Annotated in this window: 18 protein-coding genes; 9 read left to right on the top strand and 9 right to left on the bottom strand. The window is 69.2% G+C overall.

The window, feature by feature from the left end:
* Nucleotides 1-212 precede the first annotated feature (212 nt).
* The 5 genes from malQ (at nucleotide 213) to A5696_RS17530 (ending at nucleotide 6,157) form a co-directional block, all read left to right on the top strand.
* On the top strand, nucleotides 213-2,369 hold the full coding sequence (malQ, locus tag A5696_RS17550) for a 4-alpha-glucanotransferase (protein ID WP_067881699.1): 2,157 nt from the start codon (nucleotides 213-215) through the stop codon (nucleotides 2,367-2,369).
* Between the two features lie 21 nt (nucleotides 2,370-2,390).
* Entirely contained in the window at nucleotides 2,391-3,284 is an 894-nt protein-coding gene (locus A5696_RS17545) for an LLM class F420-dependent oxidoreductase (RefSeq protein WP_067881657.1), read from the top strand.
* 7 nt (nucleotides 3,285-3,291) lie between these two features.
* Entirely contained in the window at nucleotides 3,292-3,762 is a 471-nt protein-coding gene (locus A5696_RS17540) for a nuclear transport factor 2 family protein (RefSeq protein ID WP_067881654.1), read from the top strand.
* A gap of 288 nt (nucleotides 3,763-4,050) precedes the next feature.
* Nucleotides 4,051-5,823 (top strand): molybdopterin-dependent oxidoreductase, encoded by a 1,773-nt coding sequence (locus A5696_RS17535; RefSeq protein ID WP_067881696.1) that lies wholly within the window; start codon nucleotides 4,051-4,053, stop codon nucleotides 5,821-5,823.
* A gap of 88 nt (nucleotides 5,824-5,911) precedes the next feature.
* Nucleotides 5,912-6,157 carry a hypothetical protein gene (locus A5696_RS17530; RefSeq protein ID WP_067881651.1) on the top strand — a complete coding sequence of 82 codons (246 nt, stop codon included), beginning with the start codon at nucleotides 5,912-5,914 and terminating at the stop codon, nucleotides 6,155-6,157.
* Between the two features lie 7 nt (nucleotides 6,158-6,164).
* Here A5696_RS17530 and A5696_RS17525 read toward each other — a convergent pair whose 3' ends face one another.
* Nucleotides 6,165-6,593, bottom strand: coding sequence for an SRPBCC family protein (locus tag A5696_RS17525; protein ID WP_197517005.1), 429 nt, complete (start codon nucleotides 6,591-6,593; stop codon nucleotides 6,165-6,167).
* Between the two features lie 104 nt (nucleotides 6,594-6,697).
* Nucleotides 6,698-7,255, bottom strand: coding sequence for a hypothetical protein (locus tag A5696_RS17520; RefSeq protein WP_067881645.1), 558 nt, complete (start codon nucleotides 7,253-7,255; stop codon nucleotides 6,698-6,700).
* Nucleotides 7,256-7,490: 235 nt separating this feature from the next.
* On the opposite strand from A5696_RS17520, the gene A5696_RS17515 reads away from it, so the two are divergent.
* The 3 genes from A5696_RS17515 to A5696_RS17505 all read left to right on the top strand — a co-directional run bounded on the left by A5696_RS17515 (nucleotide 7,491) and on the right by A5696_RS17505 (nucleotide 10,423).
* The gene (locus A5696_RS17515; RefSeq protein WP_067881694.1) at nucleotides 7,491-9,323 is read left to right on the top strand and encodes a DUF4407 domain-containing protein; all 1,833 of its coding nucleotides are present in this window, start codon (nucleotides 7,491-7,493) and stop codon (nucleotides 9,321-9,323) included.
* 123 nt (nucleotides 9,324-9,446) lie between these two features.
* Entirely contained in the window at nucleotides 9,447-9,797 is a 351-nt protein-coding gene (locus A5696_RS17510; RefSeq protein ID WP_067881642.1) for a DUF732 domain-containing protein, read from the top strand.
* A gap of 176 nt (nucleotides 9,798-9,973) precedes the next feature.
* On the top strand, nucleotides 9,974-10,423 hold the full coding sequence (locus A5696_RS17505) for a hypothetical protein (protein ID WP_067881639.1): 450 nt from the start codon (nucleotides 9,974-9,976) through the stop codon (nucleotides 10,421-10,423).
* Between the two features lie 69 nt (nucleotides 10,424-10,492).
* Here the strand turns inward: A5696_RS17505 and A5696_RS17500 are convergent, their stop codons facing one another.
* Nucleotides 10,493-11,311 (bottom strand): DAPG hydrolase family protein, encoded by an 819-nt coding sequence (locus tag A5696_RS17500; protein ID WP_067881635.1) that lies wholly within the window; start codon nucleotides 11,309-11,311, stop codon nucleotides 10,493-10,495.
* Nucleotides 11,312-12,652: an FAD-binding oxidoreductase gene (locus tag A5696_RS17495; RefSeq protein WP_067881632.1), complete on the bottom strand. Its 1,341-nt coding sequence runs from the start codon at nucleotides 12,650-12,652 to the stop codon at nucleotides 11,312-11,314.
* Nucleotides 12,653-12,718: 66 nt separating this feature from the next.
* Here A5696_RS17495 and A5696_RS17490 point away from each other — a divergent pair, with 66 nt between their 5' ends.
* Nucleotides 12,719-13,495, top strand: coding sequence for an IclR family transcriptional regulator (locus A5696_RS17490; protein WP_067881691.1), 777 nt, complete (start codon nucleotides 12,719-12,721; stop codon nucleotides 13,493-13,495).
* A gap of 99 nt (nucleotides 13,496-13,594) precedes the next feature.
* On the opposite strand, the gene A5696_RS17485 is transcribed toward A5696_RS17490, so the two are convergent.
* From A5696_RS17485 to A5696_RS17465, 5 genes are all read right to left on the bottom strand, one after another.
* The gene (locus tag A5696_RS17485) at nucleotides 13,595-13,885 is read right to left on the bottom strand and encodes an ANTAR domain-containing protein (RefSeq protein ID WP_067881630.1); all 291 of its coding nucleotides are present in this window, start codon (nucleotides 13,883-13,885) and stop codon (nucleotides 13,595-13,597) included.
* Between the two features lie 192 nt (nucleotides 13,886-14,077).
* Nucleotides 14,078-15,442: a wax ester/triacylglycerol synthase domain-containing protein gene (locus A5696_RS17480; protein WP_067881627.1), complete on the bottom strand. Its 1,365-nt coding sequence runs from the start codon at nucleotides 15,440-15,442 to the stop codon at nucleotides 14,078-14,080.
* Nucleotides 15,443-15,552: 110 nt separating this feature from the next.
* Nucleotides 15,553-15,921 carry a carboxymuconolactone decarboxylase family protein gene (locus A5696_RS17475; protein WP_067881624.1) on the bottom strand — a complete coding sequence of 123 codons (369 nt, stop codon included), beginning with the start codon at nucleotides 15,919-15,921 and terminating at the stop codon, nucleotides 15,553-15,555.
* Between the two features lie 13 nt (nucleotides 15,922-15,934).
* A complete protein-coding gene (locus A5696_RS17470) occupies nucleotides 15,935-16,345 on the bottom strand; it encodes a DUF302 domain-containing protein (RefSeq protein ID WP_067881688.1) in 411 nt (136 codons plus the stop codon).
* 36 nt (nucleotides 16,346-16,381) lie between these two features.
* The gene (locus A5696_RS17465; RefSeq protein ID WP_067881621.1) at nucleotides 16,382-16,651 is read right to left on the bottom strand and encodes a metal-sensitive transcriptional regulator; all 270 of its coding nucleotides are present in this window, start codon (nucleotides 16,649-16,651) and stop codon (nucleotides 16,382-16,384) included.
* Nucleotides 16,652-16,717 lie beyond the last annotated feature (66 nt).

Genomic DNA, 16,717 nt, shown 5'->3' with positions numbered 1-16,717 from the left:
GCGTTGCCCTGCGCTTCACCTTCTATTTACATCTCGCTGAGTCGCCGCTGCCGGCACTCTTTGCTGTTCCCCACTCATCCCCCGGCTGCATTCCTCAGGTCTTCACTGCGCATGTTAACCGGGGATGGCCGACAAGTCCTGGCGAACGGTCACTTCGGGCAAAAGCCCGCTGACCGAGCCGGGCCGCGGGGTTCTGCAGCAAGATGAGCGGCATGACGGAGCTCGCGCCCTCGCTGGTCGAACTCGCCCGCCGGTTCGGTATCGCGACCGAGTACGAGGACTGGACGGGTCGCGCGGTGCCCGTGCCCGAGGAGACGCTGGTGGCGGTGCTCGCCGCGCTCGGGGTCGCGGCCGGCACCGAACAGGAGCGCAACGCGGCCCTGACCGCGCACCGTCGGTCGTATTGGCAGCGCCGGATGCCGGCGACCATCGTCGGGCGCACCGGGGAGCAGATCCGGTTCTGGGCCCATGTCACGCACGGCGACCCGGCCGAGGTGTGGCTGCAGCTCGAGGACGGCACGGTGCGCGGCGGGGTGCAGCAGGTCGACAACTTCACGCCGCCGTTCGATCTGGACGGGCGCTGGATCGGCGAGGCCAGCTTCGTCCTGCCCGCCGACCTGCCGCTGGGCTACCACCGGATTCATCTGCGGTCCGGCGCCGCCGAGACCAGCACCGCGCTGATCGTCACGCCCGACTGGCTCGGCCTGCCCGAACAGCTCGGGGTCCGGCGCGCGTGGGGCCTGGCCACCCAGCTCTACAGCGTGCGCTCCCGGCAGTCGTGGGGCGTCGGCGATCTCACCGACCTGACCGACCTCGCCGTCTGGTCGGCCTCGTGCCACGGCGCCGACTACGTGCTCGTCAACCCGCTGCACGCGGCCGGGTTTTCGGGGGTGACGGGCCGGATGGAGCCGTCGCCGTACCTGCCGACGTCGCGCCGGTTCGTCAACCCGATCTATCTCCGCGTCGAGGCGATCCCGGAGTACGCCGAGCTCACCAAGCGCGGCCGGGTGCGCCGGCTGCGGTCGGACGTGCAACGGCGGGCCGGCCGGCTCGACGCCATCGACCGCGACGGCGCCTGGGCCGCCAAACGCGCGGCGCTCACGCTGCTGCACGAGGTACCGCGGTCGGCGGGCCGCGAGCTGGCCTATGCCGCATTCCGCGAGCGGGAGGGTCGTGCGCTCGACGACTTCGCCACCTGGTGCGCACTGGCCGAGGAATACGGCGGCGACTGGCATCGCTGGCCGGACTCGCTGCGGCATCCCGACGCCGCCGGTGTCGCGGGTTTCGCCGAAAGGAATTCGGACACAGTCGATTTCCACCGCTGGCTGCAATGGCAACTCGACGACCAGCTCGCCGCGGCGCAGTCGCAGGCGATCCGGGCCGGGATGGCGTTGGGCGTCATGCATGACCTCGCCGTGGGCGTGCACCCCGACGGCGCCGATGCGTGGGCCCTGCAGGACGCGATGGCGCCGGGTGTGACGGCGGGCGCGCCGCCGGACGAGTTCAACCAGCTCGGCCAGGACTGGTCGCAGCCGCCGTGGCGTCCGGACCGCCTGGACGAGCGCGAGTACCGGCCTTTTCGGGCGCTCATCCGGGCGCAGCTGCGGCACGCCGGCGGTGTCCGCATCGACCACATCATCGGGCTGTTCCGGCTGTGGTGGATCCCGCGGGGCGCGCCGCCGACCCGGGGCACCTACGTGCGCTACGACCACGAGGCGATGATCGGCATCGTCGCGCTGGAGGCGCACCGGGCCGGGGCGCTCGTCGTCGGCGAAGACCTCGGCACCGTGGAGCCCTGGGTCCGCGACTACCTGTTGTTGCGCGGCGTGCTGGGCACGTCGATCCTCTGGTTCGAATTGGACCGCGACGGAACCGGCGGCCCACTGCCCGCCGAGCGCTGGCGCGAGTACTGCCTGTCTTCGGTCACCACCCACGATCTGCCGCCGACGGCCGGTTACCTGGCCGGCGAGCACGTGCGGCTGCGGGAGTCCCTGGGGTTGCTCACCCGGCCGGTGGAGGCCGAGCTCGAATCCGACCGGGCCGACCTGGCGGGGTGGATGGCCGAGCTGCGCCGGGTCGGGTTGCTGGACGACGGCCCGGACGTTCAGGACGACCCGGAGCGCGTGGTGCTCGCGCTGTACCGATACCTGGGCCGGACGCCGTCGCGCCTGCTGGGGGTGGCGCTGACCGACGCCGTCGGCGACCGCCGCACCCAGAACCAGCCGGGCACCACCGACGAATACCCCAACTGGCGGGTTCCGCTGACGGGACCCGACGGCCGGCCGGTCACGCTCGAGGACGTTTTCACCGATCGGCGGGCCGCCGCGCTGGCCGAGGCCGTCCGCGAGGCGATCGCGCCCCGGGCGTAACCGGCCTGTTAGCTTCGGCCCATGAGCGCTTCGGTCAGGGTAGGGGTGGTGGCCCCGGTCGCCGACGGTGTCACCGCGGATCCCGAGTGGATGGTGAGCTTCGCGGGCCACCTGGAGCGCTGCGGGTTCGAATCGATCGTGGTGGTCGAGCACACCGTCCTGCTCACCCGCTACGACAGCGTCTACCCCTACGACAGCTCCGGGCGCGTCGGCCTGTCCGCCGACTGCCCGATTCCCGACCCGCTCGACCTGCTGGCCTTCCTGGCCGGCCACACCAGCCGCCTGGGGCTGGCCACCGGTGTCCTGGTGCTGCCCAACCACCATCCGGTGGTGCTCGCCAAGCGTGCGGCGACGGTCGACGCGCTTTCGGGTGGACGGCTGCGGCTGTGCGTCGGCGTGGGCTGGCTCTCCGAGGAGCTCGCCGCCTGCGGCGCGGAGTTCGACAGCCGGGGCCGGCGGGTCGACGAGCAGCTGGCCGTGCTGCGGGCGCTGTGGGCCGACCGACCGCAGGGGGCCGGCCATCACGGCGAGTTCTTCGATTTCGACGACGTCATGTGTTATCCGAAACCGGTTGCACGCGAACGGCTTCCCATCCACATCGGCGGACACAGCCGGGCGGCGGCCCGCCGCGCGGGCCGCTTGGGAGACGGCTTCCAACCGCTGGGTGTGGCGGGCCCGCAACTCGCGTCGTTGCTCGCGCTGATGCGCGACGAGGCGTCCGCCGCGGGCCGCGATCCGGACGCCCTGGAAGTCTCGCTGGGCCACGCGGTCACCAAGATCGACGCCGAACGCGCGGGCGGCCTCGTCGATCAGGGCGCCGACCGGATCGTGTTGGCGATGCCGCCGACCGCCGACATCGAAGAGGCCAAGGACGTCCTGTCCGCGTGCGCCCAACGACTGTCCCTGACGCCCTGACCTCGTCATGACCCTTTCCAGCGGCGATCGGATGGCGCTGAGCGACATGGTGCACCGCTATGCGGCCAACGTCGACGACCGCCGATTCGATTGCGTCGTAGAGCTTTTCACCCAGACGGGCGAGCTGCTACTGCCCGACCCGCCAGCCGCGCTGCAGCCCGTCCACTCCCACCGGGGCCGGCAGGCCGTCGCGGCCGCGGTCGCCGCCGTCGCGGCCGTGACCCGCACCGAGCACGCGATCATCGGCGAGGTCTATGACGAGGGCGAAGGCCCCGGCGCCGCCACCGGGCGCGTCGCTTGCGTCGCGCACCACTGGAGCCCGCGCGGGGATGAGGTGGTCGACGTGGTGTGGCACCTGCGCTACGACGACGACTACCGGCTGACCGACGCCGGCTGGCGGATCGGCCGCCGGGCCCTGACCATCAACGCTATTGAGACCCGCCCGGTCCGGAAACTGCTCCCGCGCGAGCCGGCCTAGCCGGCGTCCAGAACCTTATGCCCAAACTCACAGTCACCACCAAGAAACCGAGTTTGCGGCAAAAATTCGCGGTTTGAATCGGCAGCTGCGGCGATCGTCATCCATGCCGACGCGGATTTTGCCCGTCGGCAACTATTGCCGGCGGCCGTACCCCCTGAGCGTCCCGCGGGGGCGCCCTTCTTTCCGATCGAGTCCAATTTATCCAACCCCGTTTGGGGTATTTTCGGCCGCGTGACGAACACCGAACACCGCGACGCGCGTGTCGAGTCGGCCGGGGGGCGGGCGGCAGTGGACGGCGCCGTGTCGACCCTGGCCACGGGCACGCCGCTGAAGGAAGTCCCGGACTACCGCAACGAGATACACACGGCCGAGGACACCATCGACGTGGAGGCCTACGGCGGCGGCTTCGACCTCACCAGGCGGGCGACGGCCCCCAAGCTGCGCGTCGGGCGCGACAAGTGGTTCAACCTGCTCTGGCTCATCCCGATCGGCTTTGCCCTGCTGGTCGTCGGGGTGGCGATCGGCAAAGGCCTGCACAACATGCCGGCGGTGCAGGCCTTCATCCAGCGTCACCCCGGCACCGACACCCATTCGGGCGTCAGCCCGGGCCTGCCGGCGTGGATCGGCTGGACCCACTTCTTCAACCTGTTCATGATGATGTTCATCATCAGGACGGGGATCCAGATCCTTTGCGACCATCCGCGGCTCTACTTCAGCCGCAACGCCACCCCCGGCAAGGACGAGTGGCTGCGCGTGGGCCCACCGGTCCCGGATGACGAGTTGTGGACCGCCAACGCCGACACCGTCGCGCTGCCACCGCAATTCGGGTTGCCCGGATTCCGGCATTCCATCGGGCTGGCCCGGTGGTGGCACCTCGGCATCGACGTTTTGTGGCTGCTCAACGGGGCGGTCTTCTACGTGCTGTTGTTCGCCACCGGCCAGTGGCGGCACATCGTCCCCACCAGCTGGGACGTCTTCCCCAACGCCGTTTCGGTGGCGATTCAGTACCTGTCGCTGGACTGGCCGACCGACGACGGGTGGGTCGCCTACAACGGCCTGCAGCTGCTGGCGTACTTCACCACCGTCTTCATCGCCGCCCCGGCGGCGTTGATCACCGGCCTCGGCATGTCGCCGGCACTGTCACAGCGCGTCCACTGGCTCAGCAAGCGGCTGAGCATTCAGCACGCGCGCTCGCTGCATTTCGTTGTGCTGGTGTACTTTTTGTTCTTCATCCTGGTCCACGTGACGATGGTCTTGACGACCGGTGCGCTGCGAAACCTCAACCACATGTTCGCCTCCCGCGACGACGACAGCTGGCTGGGGTTCGGGATCTTCGTCGCGGCGATGGTGGTGACGGCCGTCGCGTGGGTGTGGGCGACGCCGTTCACCATTCGCCATCCCCGCGTGGTCCAGCGGGTCGGGTACGCGCTCGTCGGCCCGTTCCAGCGCATGCTCGAACAGCTCGACCCCAAGCCCGGCGCCTTCACGGAGAAGGACATCTCGCCCCACCATTGGCGCAACGGCCGCCTGCCGGAGACCGTCGAATACAAAGAGTTGGAGGCCAACGACTTTCGCGACTGGCGGCTGAAGGTCTACGGCCTGGTTGAGCACCCGATGGAATTCTCGCTCGACGACCTGAAGGCGCTGCCCTACCACGAGCAGATCAGCCAGCATTTCTGCATCCAGGCGTGGTCCGGCGTGGCCAAGTGGGGCGGCGTGCAGATGAAGGCGATCATGGACATCGTCAAACCGCTGCCCGAGGCGAAATGGGCGGTGTTCTATTCGATGGGCCTCGGCGCGACTGGGGGGATCTACTACAACGCCCACCACATCGGCCAGATGGACCACCACATGACGATGCTGGCCTACAACATGAACGACCAGCCGCTCCCCTACATGCACGGCAAGCCGCTGCGGCTGCGCAACGAGTTGCAGCACGGCTTCAAGCTGGTGAAGTGGATCAAGGGAATCGAGTTCGTCGCCGACTACCGCGACATCGGCAGCGGTTACGGCGGCTACAGCGAGGACCACAAGTACTTCGGGCGGCACCAGACGCTGTAGTCGCCGCCCGAAGTCGTTTTCCCAGATGGCGTTTCGGGTAGCCGCACACAAGCGGTTCAACGAAACGCGACATCTGAGGGGGACGCTCATGAAGCACAGCACGCGCGCCCGCGGAAACGCCGAGCGCTCGCCGGGGCTAGTCGTCGTCGGGATCGCCGTGGTGGCGTCGGCGGTCTGCGTGACGAATTTCGCCCTCGGCCAGGCCGGTGCCGGCGTGGCCGCCGCGATCACCGGGTTGCTGGCCTTCGGGGCCGGCCTGGCCTGGCTTGTCATGGACGGCAGGCGGTTTCGCGACGCCGAACGGGGCTGGGGGACGCGCCGGCCGACCCCGTAATCGTCGCTTACTGCATGGACGCCAGGTTGTTGACCGAAGTGCGGATGTCGGATCGCACCACCCTGGCGACCAACCCCCCGACGGGCCCGCTGAGCACCCCGCCCTTCAGGTCCGCGGTGAGGTGAAACTTCGATCCGGGATGGTCGTCGGAAATGGTCACCCCGACGGCGATCCGGATCCCACCCCGGCCGCGGCCTTGCAGCTCAATCGATTCCGGTGCGTCATAACAGGTGACTTCCCAGTGGATGATGTTGCGGAAGCCCTTGACCTTGATGCACGACGACACGCAGGTGCCCTTCTCGATGGTCGAGGGAACCGGCCCGCGCCAGCCGCCGAAAATCGTCAGCCACTCATCGAATCGACGCAGGTCGGAGGCGAGCTTCCAGGCCGTCTCGGGTTCCACATCGGATGCCATCGAAACATCTACTCGTGCCAAGTCTTCGCTCCTCGTGAGACGGTCGCTGTAGCCACCGCATACCCGGCTCCGACGAAGAGGTAAACGCGACCGCGGGCCGACAGCCTCAGGGTGGCGACCCGCTGCTAGGGCCAGGCCTCCTCCAGCTGGTGAGCCACATCGATGACCTGCGCGGCCTGGGATTGCGGCGAGTCGATTTCCTCGGCGACGTACGCGGCGATGAAGCGACGGATCTCGCCGTCGACGCCGGCCAGGATGCGCAGCACCTCGCCGCGGAAGGACCTCGACGACACATTGACGGTGATGTCGGACGGCCGCGGCTTGGCGACGTCGACGATCAGTAGCAGGGGCTCGGCGGCGCGCGCCGTGGCGCGCAGCCCGATGTCGCCGGAGACCACGAACCGCTGTTTGTCCAGCCGCAGGTCCAGCAGCAGATCGATCGACAGCGGGATGTGGATGACGAACGTGATGTCGTCGCCCAGCCGGCGGGTCACCTTGGGGTCCTGGATCTTGACGTTGGCGCTCACCTTGGCGATGCCGCCCGGGCCCTGAGCGATCGGCTCCATGGCGAACTCGTTGCCGGCAATGTCGGCGAACGCTGCGGCGACACGCTCGGGGGTGACCGCGACCTCGAAGAATCTGCGGCCGAACTCTTCGTAGGTGACATAATCGCGATTTTGCATAGGCTTATACCGTCTCACGTCCCCTGCCGGAACGGCCGCTGTATCCGCTCGCGTCGCAGCAATTTCGCGGCGGAGGCGGCCCGAGAGCAGGACCGGGCGGGGCCGATCGGTATCACGAGGATGTGATCCGCAACCACCACGCGCGCTGTGAAGCTGACCACACACGTGGCGCTTCGATTCGGTGTGTCGGCCGCCGGCCTGGGACGCTGGACTGACTTGGAGGTGTTTGGAGCTGATGTGCGCCCAGAAAAATACCGAGCCAATCGCGCAGCCGCGCTCGTTCGTGTCGCGGATAGAGGGACCCCTGACCTGGCTGGGCGGCGGGCACTGGCGCGAACTCGGTGAGCGCCACGAACGGTCCACCCACGCGGTGGCGGGCGCCGTCGTGCTGCTCGGCGCCCTGCTGGCGTGGCTGGTCGCCGGACTGGCGGTGAGCGAGGCGGCACGGTGGCCCATGGTCGCCGTCGTGCCGCTGACGCTGGTCTTCGGCCTGCTGGTGGCCGCGGTCATGCGCGCGACCGCCGGCGGCCCCGACCGCCGCCGGCCCGGCATCGCGGGACGGGCGGCCGTCGCGGTGGCGCTGGGCGGCGTCGTCGGCGAGCTCGCCGCGCTCGTCCTCTTTGCCAGCTCGATCGACCACCGCCTCGACGAACGGGCGTTGCGCGGCGCCGACGTGGCGCCGGCCGTCGCGCAGGCGTCGGCGGCGCTGGAACAGGCCAAGGACGCACGCGGTGCGCTGGACCGGGCCGTCGAGCGCGCCCGCGAGCATCAGGACCAGGCCCTCGTCGTGGCGCGCTGCGAATACAACCCGACGCCGGCCTGCCCGCAGACCCGGATCACCGGCGTTCCCGGGTCCGGGCCCGAAACCCGAACGGCGAACGAGCTTCTCGCCGACGCGCAGCACGAGCTGGACAACGCGCTGGCGGCACGTGACGGCCAGGCACCCGAGTTGGACGCCAGGATCTCCCGCGACGAGCTGGCGTTGGCCCAGGCCCGGCATCAGGTGGTCGCCGACGCCGGCCGGGGCCTGGGCGCGCGCTGGGTGGCCCTGAACGACCTGACGTCCGCCAGCGCGGGCGCGTTGGCGCTGCGGCTGGTGACGATCGCTTTCTTCGCGCTCCTTTGCCTGCTGCCGCTGATCCTGCGGCTGTGGCGCGGCGAGACGACCCACGACCGTCACGCCACGGCGCGGGCGGACCAGGAGCGCGCCGAGCTGGAGGCCGACACCGCGATCGCGATCAAGCGGGCGCAGGTCCGCCGCGAGGCCGAAATCATGTGGGCCGAGCACCAACTCACGCAGGCCCGGCTTGCCGTCGAGGCTCAGACCGAGATCGACCGCGAACACCAGCGCCGGCGGGTGATGGAAGCCCTCGATGCCCCGGTGCGTTTCGCGTCGCACCGGGCGTCCGGGCCGGCGGAGGACGACATGTACCTGCCGATCGCCGCGGAAGCGGAGGCGGCCAGCCTGGCCATCGCCCCACCCACCCCCGGGCCGCCCGCCGTCGAGGAAGCGGTCGCCGGAGCGGTCGTCGAGAACGTGCCCGTGCCGGTCGAGCCGGACGTCGAGGTCGAACTCCACGAACCGCACGGGGAGCGGGCGACACCCCTGATTCCGTCCATCCCCGATGCGACCAGGGCCGCGGCTCGCTGGATTCGCCCGCTGGTGCCCCCGTTCGTCGCGCGCGTGATCGACAACACGACGCAGCCGCTGCGCACGGCGCGTCAGGTGTTCGAAGAGGTCGAGGAGATCACCTTCTCGCTCAGGCGCACCCACAAGGTGACGTTCGACTCCGAAAGCACCCAGAGCGGCGGGCACGCGCGGCCGGGCGCGCAGGGCTCCGCGACGGACCGGATCCCGTCGTCGCGCGAGCACGGCGGTGCCGGGGCCCGTCATGGGGTGGGAAGCCGCCGGCAACGCTCGTCGGTGCGGGCGGTGGCCGCGGGAGACGCCGGGCGCCCGACGCTGGGGTCCGCCGAGGGCGACCGCACGGGCGAGCTGACCCAGCGGGAGGGCCCGGGCGAGTTGCGCGGTCCCGACGGCCCCCGGCAGCTGCCTCCCGGGAAGTGATCGGCGTTGGTGGACAGGGCGGTTCGGATCACCGGGAGTTCACCGTTCGGTCCGGCTCCGTTTAGGTGCCGTTCGGCCACGAAGGATGCACGCTCATCGCCGATTTGGAACAATCACGGAACTATGAAACTCGTGCTGTTGATGGCCGGCGCCGCCGTGGTGATCGGGACGGCCGCCCCTGCCTACGCCGACGACCCGACCCCCAAAGATCAAGCCTTCCTCAACGCCCTCAGCCAAGCCGGGCTGACGTACCTCAACGCCGACCGCGCGATCACCGCCGGCAAGCAAGTGTGCAAGTCGGCCGACGACGGGATGACGGGCGAGGAAATCGTCAAAGCCCTGCAGGACAAGAATCCTGGCTTCCAGGGCCCGGGCGCCGCCAAGTTCGCGGCAATAGCGGCGTCGGCCTATTGCCCCGAAAAACTCTCCCAAACCGAGGACGAGAGCCCCGCGCCGAAGCCCAGCGGCGCGTAGCGAGAAGACAGCCGCGCCGGACGGCCCGGCTGATGCGCGGCCGCCGTCGCTGATCCACGCGAAGGTATGATCCTCCCGACAATGGGTAGGGCACCTGGATCCGGTGAGGCGGCGGCGATGGCAGGGCAGGATCTCGCGGTGAGAACCGCGAGGGCGACCGTGGGTCCGGCCGACGCATGAAAATCAGCCTGTTTCTCGCCGACGCGGCCCAGGCCGACGCCCAATCCGGGAAGGTCCATGCCCTCGGGCTCGGCTGGCGGCAGTGCCAAACGCCTACTCCCCCTTTCGCTTTGGTGATGTTCCTGGACATCGACTGGGACGAGACCAACAAACCGCACAAGCTGTCGTGCCAGCTGTTGACCACCGACGGTGAACCTGTGGTGGTCAGGGGAACCCAGGGAGCCCAACGGATCTCCTTTGAAGCCTCGGCTGAGGCCGGGCGGCCGCCGGGAGCGATCCACGGCACGTCGGTTCGCATGCCGCTCACGCTCAACATTCCGGGCGGCATCCCGCTGGAGCCGGGGATCTACGAGTGGCGGGTGGAAGTCGAGGGTTTCGAGCAGGCGACAGTGGTCGAGGCGTTCGTCGTCCTCGGTACCCCGCATCCGCCGGCCGGGCCCGCATAGCCGCGAAGAAGCGGTCGCCACTCGAGAAACGCGCAGCCCGTTGCGCTTTCGCGCACCCGGCGAGACAAGCTACTCGTCGCCGAAGCGTTCGTAGAGCTCGGGCAGGAATCCGGCGAGGTGGTTCATCTCCTGGGCGCAGTGCACCAGCAGATTGCGGCCGCTGGCCACCGGGTCGCCGAAGAGCCGTGACGCGATGGGCCGCACCGCGCTGGACGCGATGTCCGGGGCGTTGCGGACGGCGATGTGCGGTCCGCCCATCCAGAACCGCGACCGCATCTCCGCGCCGCCGGGCGTAGATCTGATGTGATGGATGAACCACCCGACATCCACCGGTGCGTCCGCGGCGCCCAAGCGGGCACAAATCGCTACCGCATCGTCGCCGTCGGGTGGGCAGCCCAGCTCGGTAGGGGCGACGAATTGGATTGCGCCATTGAGCATCGTGGAGCCGATGTACTCGGTGATCATCGACCAGCGACCGATGTAGCGCCGGGCGCCCCGACGATCGCCGGCCGCAACGTCGTCGCCGTCCTTCCAGGCGGCCGACAGGTGCGCGCGCGGATGCCACAGCTTGTAGCGGCGGGTGTCGCAGCCGTGCCAACCGAACCACCAGCACCACATCGCCGGGGTGACTCCGGGCATCTCGGTGCGCACCGACACCTGATAGCTGCCGTCTTCGAGGACGCCGTAGCCGTTCTCGGTCTGCTGGTAGCCCTCCCCGGCGACCTCGGCCGCGTCCTCGAACGCCGACAAGGCCATCCCCCCTTGCGGGCCATGCTGTAGCGCCTCGACGACATGCGTTGGCAGCGGGGCCATTTCGGGTCGGAAGAACTTGCCGAAGGGCGTGTTCGCGTCGTCGTTGCGGTAGCCGAGGTAGAGGTCGCCGGTCATCTACAGTCGTCCCATCCACGCGTTGAAGAGGCCGTCAGGGTCATAGGTGGCGCGCGCTTCGTCGAGCCGCGCCATGGCCGCGTCGGTGGCGAACCTCGCCGGTCGTTGGCCGAGGTTCTCGTCGGCGAGCTGAATTCCGGTGGCCAGATCGGACATCGCCGCCATGTTGGATCCGGCCCAGTCGCCGTACTTGTCGTCGTCGGCGGCGTCCTTCCACGACCCGTACAGGGCCAGGTAGATCTCGTCCTCGATGCTGTAGGCCATGTCCTGCCGGGCCGGCGACGGGCCCCAGTTCAGCCACAGGAAGTGGGAGGGAGCCGGCGGCATGGTGTCGAGGATCTTGTGGATGCCCGGCAGCAACTCGCCCGCCGACGCCGAGGTCCACATGTTGTCCGCGGTGTAGCGGTAATCGTCGAGGTAGTGGGTCATCACGGCGGCATACCAGGTGGGCAGATCGCTCGGCAGGTAAGGAACTTTCAGCACCGCCCGATCCGCCACCGGGCAGGTCTCGAATATCGCGAGGGCCTCTCGGGCTTCCTCTTCGGAGTCGGCGAACGCCGGCGAGGCGAACGCGATGCCGGGGCTGTCGATGCCCATCTCGGGGAGGCTGCGGGTCGCGATGGCCTGCATCTCGACGCGGCGGTCCACTTCGGCGCTGATGCCGCGGGCCCAGGTGTAGACCTCGTCGGCGACGTCCCACGGGTAGACGTAGACGCTGGTGCCGCAGGCGGCCGGGCGCGGGTACAGCTTGAGGTGGAACGACGTGACCACGCCGAAAAAGCCGGGCCCGGCCCCGCGGGCGGCAAAGTAGAGTTCGGGATGATTGTCGGCGTCGCAGTGGATCTGTTGTCCGTCGGCGGTGACGACGTCGAGCCCGACGACGCTCTCGCACGCCGGGCCGTAGACGCGGCTGTTCCAGCCGTATCCGCCCTGCAGCAGGTAACCGCCGAGGCAGACGCCCTTGCAGTGGCCGCCCGGAAAGAACAGGTTCTGCGCCTCCAGGTCGGCCATCAGCAGGCTGCCGCCCTTGCCCGGCCCGACGACTGCGGTCATTTTCTCGGCGTCGATCGTGGCGTGATCCAGGCGGCCGACGTCGAGCAGCACCGAGCCGTCGCGGAGATGGCTGGCCGCGAAGCTGTGCCCACCGGAGACGACGTTGACCTTGTGCCCGTTGGCCTTGGCATAGCGCAGGCCGGCGATGATGTCGTCGGCGTCGCGGGCCGCGACGATCAGCTCCGGGTACCGGTCGGGCACCTTTTGGTGCCACACCGTGGCTCGGCGGGCGGGCTCGTAGCCGTCGTCGCCACGGAAATAATGCCGCCCGGCCGGTAGCGCGCCCATCTGGAGCTCCTTTGATCCACATTCCGGTTCTTGTCGGTCCGCGATGCGGAACACTATAGTGGCATCGTGCCGTCCACGGGGGAAAATTCGCCGGCTGGTCGCGACGAGGGCATCCAGGTGTTACGCCGCGCCGCCGCCGCGCTCGACGAGATCGCCGCCGAGCCGGGACGGCTCCGCCTGGTCGACCTCGGGGAGCGGCTCGGGCTGGCCAAGTCGACGGCTCGCCGCCTGCTGCTGGGCCTGGTGGAGGTCGGGATGGCCAACGTCGACGCGCAGGGCCGCTTTGCGCTCGGCGAGCGCCTGCTCGGGTTTGGCGGGGCCGACGGGGCGCAGATCGCCACCCTGTTCCGCGCGACGATCGAGCGGGTGGCGGAGGCAACCGACGGCGAGACCGCGGACCTGTCGATACTGCGGGGCGGGCGCATGTGGTTCGTCGACCAGATCGAATCGTCACACCGCCTTCGGGCGGTCTCGGCCGTCGGCGTCCGGTTCCCGCTCGATTCGACCGCCAACGGCAAGGCGGCCCTGGCGGCGCTCGATGACGCCGACGCGGAGGCCGCATTGGCCAAATTCTCCCCCGACGTCGCCGGGTCGCTGCGCGCCGAGATCGCCGAGATCCGGCGCACCGGCATCGCTTTCGACCGCGACGAACACACGCACGGGATTTCGGCCGCCGCGATCGCACGACGAGCCATGGGCGAGAACGTGGTGGCGATCTCGGTTCCCGCTCCCACCGAACGCTTTCGCGAGAAGGAGGGGCGCATCGTCGACGCGTTGCGCGCCGCGGCCGGGTCGCCGGTCTGGGGCGCGTTGAGCCGGCCGTCGGGGGAAGACGCCAACTAGGCACGCCGGCAACCCGTTTCGGGTGTGCCGCCGAGTGCATGCTGGCGACGGCCGCGGTACCCCCCAGGACCCCGGCCGCGCCAAGCTCCTAACCTCCCGTCAGCGGGCCGCCGCTTTCGACCCGGCGAACAGCGAACCCCATTCGCGACGCGCCGCCGACTGCGCGTCGACGAAGCTGGGCGTCTTCTCCCCTTCGCCCGCCAGGTGAACCAGCGCCCACGCCATGGCGAACACCGGAACCTTGTGACGCACTGCGGCACTGTGCAATTCGTCGAAGGCCACATGCGAGGGGCAGCGGCGAAGGCCGATCAGGATGCCTCGCGCGGTGTCAAGGATGCGGCCGGAATTCGGGCCGTACGAAGTCTGGGCGGGAACCCAGTTCGCCATCATAATGTCGATACCTCCTGTTGCGACCGAACGCAATCCGCCACGCTGCAGCGGAAGAGAATCCGTGCGGTACGCATCGTCGCGCCAGTGATTCTCAAAAGGCGCCCTGTGCAATGATTTGCCGATTGAACAAGTTGTGCCAGACCGGCGCAGGTATCGATACGCCCTTGTGACCGTTTCGGGATCGCGCGTGAATCAGGCTGCGAGCGCCAACACTTCGTCGAATCCGGCGACCAGAGCCTGATGAAAGATGTCGTGGTCCGGAATGGCGGCGGTATCGATGTCGATGCCCAGGGCGCACGTATCGACGTAGGTGAGCAGCGTGACGTTGACCGCCGCGCCGATCGTCGGGCCGAACGCGTACTGCGCGCGCACCGGCGCGCCGCCCAGAAAGACCGGCACGGGCACCCCGGGCACATCGCTGGCGAGGAAATCGACGTGCCGCAGCACAGAACCGATGTACCAGCGCGGCATCAGGTTGAGGGCGCCGGCAATCAACTGCGTGTAGGGCAGGGATCGTTCGGTGCGTACGGCGCCGGCGCGCTCGTGGATCGCCCGGATTCGTGCCGTCGGCTCGACCTCACCCGCGGGAACGTCGAACCGCATCAGCGTGATCCGGTTCCCGCCCATGCCGTCCGCCTCCGTCCGCAAGCTGATCGGCATCGTGAGGTGCAGGTCGCCGATCGCGACGTCGTGCTTTTCGTGGTAGCGGCGCAACCCGCCGGCCACCCCGGCGACGAACGCGTCGTTCAGCGCGCCGCCGGAGCGGTGTGCCGCCTCGCGCAGTTGCTGCATCGGCACCTGATGCACCATCAATCGGCGGATCAGGCCGCGGTCGGTGAGCAGGGGCGAACCGGTGCGGCCTATCGGCCGGACCGTCCGATAAACCGACGCGGCCGTGGCCGCCGCCGACCGGGCCGTCGCGACGGGCCGGCGAACGCCGCCGTAGAGGAGTCGCGGGGTCGCCTTGGCCGCTCCCGCGAGGGCGCTCGCCAGCATCCCGGCGTCATAGCGCCAGCTGTCCCGGTAGCCGGCGAGCCACGACGGCCGGGACGGGTCCGGCTCGGGCGGCAAGGGTTCGCGCCGACATTGCTCCTCGGAAAGGTTGAACAGGTGCATCGCGATCTGCACGCCGCCGATGCCGTCGGTGAGGGCGTGATGGAACTTGCAGATCATCGCCGCGCCACCGTCGCCCAGGCCGTCGATCAGGGTCGTCTCCCAGAGCGGCCGCGCCCGGTCGAAGTCCTGCATCTCGGCCAACCGGGCCATCTCGAGCACGTCGTCTAGCGTGCCGGTCCCCGGGGCGGCGAAGCGCCGGATGTGGTAGTCGAGATCGAAGTCCGGGGCGTATTCCCAGTGCGGCGGCGCCGGCGGCCTCGACGGCACCACCCGTTGCCGAAACATGGGGAGTTTGCGGCTGATCAGGTCGAACCGCTCGCGCACCTCGTCCCAGTCCGGCGAACGATCCAGCAGCACGACGCTGACGACGGTTGATCGCAGCCGTGGATCACTCTCCATCGCCCAGGTGAAGGCGTCGCTGTTGCGCAGGAATCCGGTCATCACATGCTCCGGGGACAAACCTACGACGCGGGACGGCAAAGGTCAGCACATCCTTGGCAGCCAATGACTTTGGTCCCCGTACATCGGGTCCTTCGGCAGCGGCGCCGCGGCTATGACGACTTGGCGGCCTCGGCGTCGGCGAATTCGCAGAAAGCCGTGTAGGCGCGCGCGCCGTAAATGGTGGCCGGACCGCCGTGCATGAGGAAGGTGACGCCGATGGCCTCGGCGGCTTCCTCCCGGGTGGCGCCGGCGCGCGCGGCGCCCTGCGCGTGCGAGGCGATGCAGCCATCGCAACCCTCGACGACCCCGATCGCCAGCGCCATGAGCTCCTTGACCTTGCGGCTCAGCGCCCCATCGGTCAGGGCGGCGCCGCTCAGTGCCGCGAACCCCTGATAGACCTCGGGGATCTGTTTGCGAAGCGCGCGGTGCTGCGGCAGCAGGTCCTGCAGTATTTCGTGGTGATGCTGGTGATCCGACATCGCCCGGCCCCGCTCAGTGGTGAACCGCGGGCTGGAGGGAGTCGATGGCCGCCTTGAGCCTGTCGGTGACCTCCTCGGCGACCGGACGCAGTTCCGGCTCGCCGGTGACCTCGACCAGCAGCCCCGGATTCATGGCCTCGACGAGCACCGTGCCGGCGTGGTCGGGGTCGGCCCGGACGACGACATTGCACGGCAGCAGCAGGCCGATCTGGCGCCGCGCGTCCAGGGCCCGGTGCGCCAGCGGCGGGTTGCACGCGCCGAGGATGAGGTAGTCCTCCATGTCATGGCCTAGTTTGGCCTTCAGCGTGGCCTTCACGTCGATCTCGGTGAGCACGCCGAAGCCCTGCTCCGCGAGCGCCTCGCGGGTCTTGGCGACCGCGTCCTCGAAGGTGGTCTGCAGCGGTGTCGCAATGGCGAGATTCATCATGGCTTCCTTCCGTTTGTTGCCGTCGCCGCCCGCTCAGGCGAGCGCCAGGAACAGCTTCTCCAGCTCGGCCTCGCTCAGCGGCGTTGCGCCGTCCGCCGTGGTACCCGTGACACATTCCTTCAATCCGGTCGCGACGATCTTGAATCCGGCACGGTCGAGAGCGCGCGAAACCGCCGCGAGCTGGGTGACGACGTCCTTGCAGTCGCGGCCCTGCTCGATCATCGAGATCACCCCGGCAAGCTGGCCCTGTGCCCGCCGCAGCCGGTTGAGCACCGCGCCGACGCTGTCCTGATCACCAATCACTGGATCCTCCGTCTCATTTGTCGTTACCGCACACGGTACCCGCCGGGGTATCAACTGAGCTACTGT

The organism is Mycobacterium sp. E2699 (assembly GCF_001666745.1).
GTDB lineage: Bacteria > Actinomycetota > Actinomycetes > Mycobacteriales > Mycobacteriaceae > Mycobacterium.
This window is presented reverse-complemented; position numbering and strand designations above follow the sequence as displayed.

Bases quoted from the DNA above. Each gene is read 5' to 3' on its own strand.
- A5696_RS17510 (WP_067881642.1), top strand. From the start codon at position 9,447: ATGAAACTCGTGCTGTTGATGGCCGGCGCCGCCGTGGTGATCGGGACG.
- A5696_RS17505 (WP_067881639.1), top strand. From the start codon at position 9,974: ATGAAAATCAGCCTGTTTCTCGCCGACGCGGCCCAGGCCGACGCCCAA.
- A5696_RS17530 (WP_067881651.1), top strand. From the start codon at position 5,912: ATGAAGCACAGCACGCGCGCCCGCGGAAACGCCGAGCGCTCGCCGGGG.
- A5696_RS17495 (WP_067881632.1), bottom strand. From the start codon at position 12,652: ATGGGCGCGCTACCGGCCGGGCGGCATTATTTCCGTGGCGACGACGGC.
- A5696_RS17470 (WP_067881688.1), bottom strand. From the start codon at position 16,345: ATGAATCTCGCCATTGCGACACCGCTGCAGACCACCTTCGAGGACGCG.
- A5696_RS17520 (WP_067881645.1), bottom strand. From the start codon at position 7,255: ATGCAAAATCGCGATTATGTCACCTACGAAGAGTTCGGCCGCAGATTC.
- A5696_RS17540 (WP_067881654.1), top strand. From the start codon at position 3,292: ATGACCCTTTCCAGCGGCGATCGGATGGCGCTGAGCGACATGGTGCAC.
- A5696_RS17480 (WP_067881627.1), bottom strand. From the start codon at position 15,442: ATGACCGGATTCCTGCGCAACAGCGACGCCTTCACCTGGGCGATGGAG.
- A5696_RS17545 (WP_067881657.1), top strand. From the start codon at position 2,391: ATGAGCGCTTCGGTCAGGGTAGGGGTGGTGGCCCCGGTCGCCGACGGT.
- A5696_RS17515 (WP_067881694.1), top strand. From the start codon at position 7,491: ATGTGCGCCCAGAAAAATACCGAGCCAATCGCGCAGCCGCGCTCGTTC.
- A5696_RS17485 (WP_067881630.1), bottom strand. From the start codon at position 13,885: ATGATGGCGAACTGGGTTCCCGCCCAGACTTCGTACGGCCCGAATTCC.
- A5696_RS17475 (WP_067881624.1), bottom strand. From the start codon at position 15,921: ATGTCGGATCACCAGCATCACCACGAAATACTGCAGGACCTGCTGCCG.
- A5696_RS17500 (WP_067881635.1), bottom strand. From the start codon at position 11,311: ATGACCGGCGACCTCTACCTCGGCTACCGCAACGACGACGCGAACACG.
- malQ (WP_067881699.1), top strand. From the start codon at position 213: ATGACGGAGCTCGCGCCCTCGCTGGTCGAACTCGCCCGCCGGTTCGGT.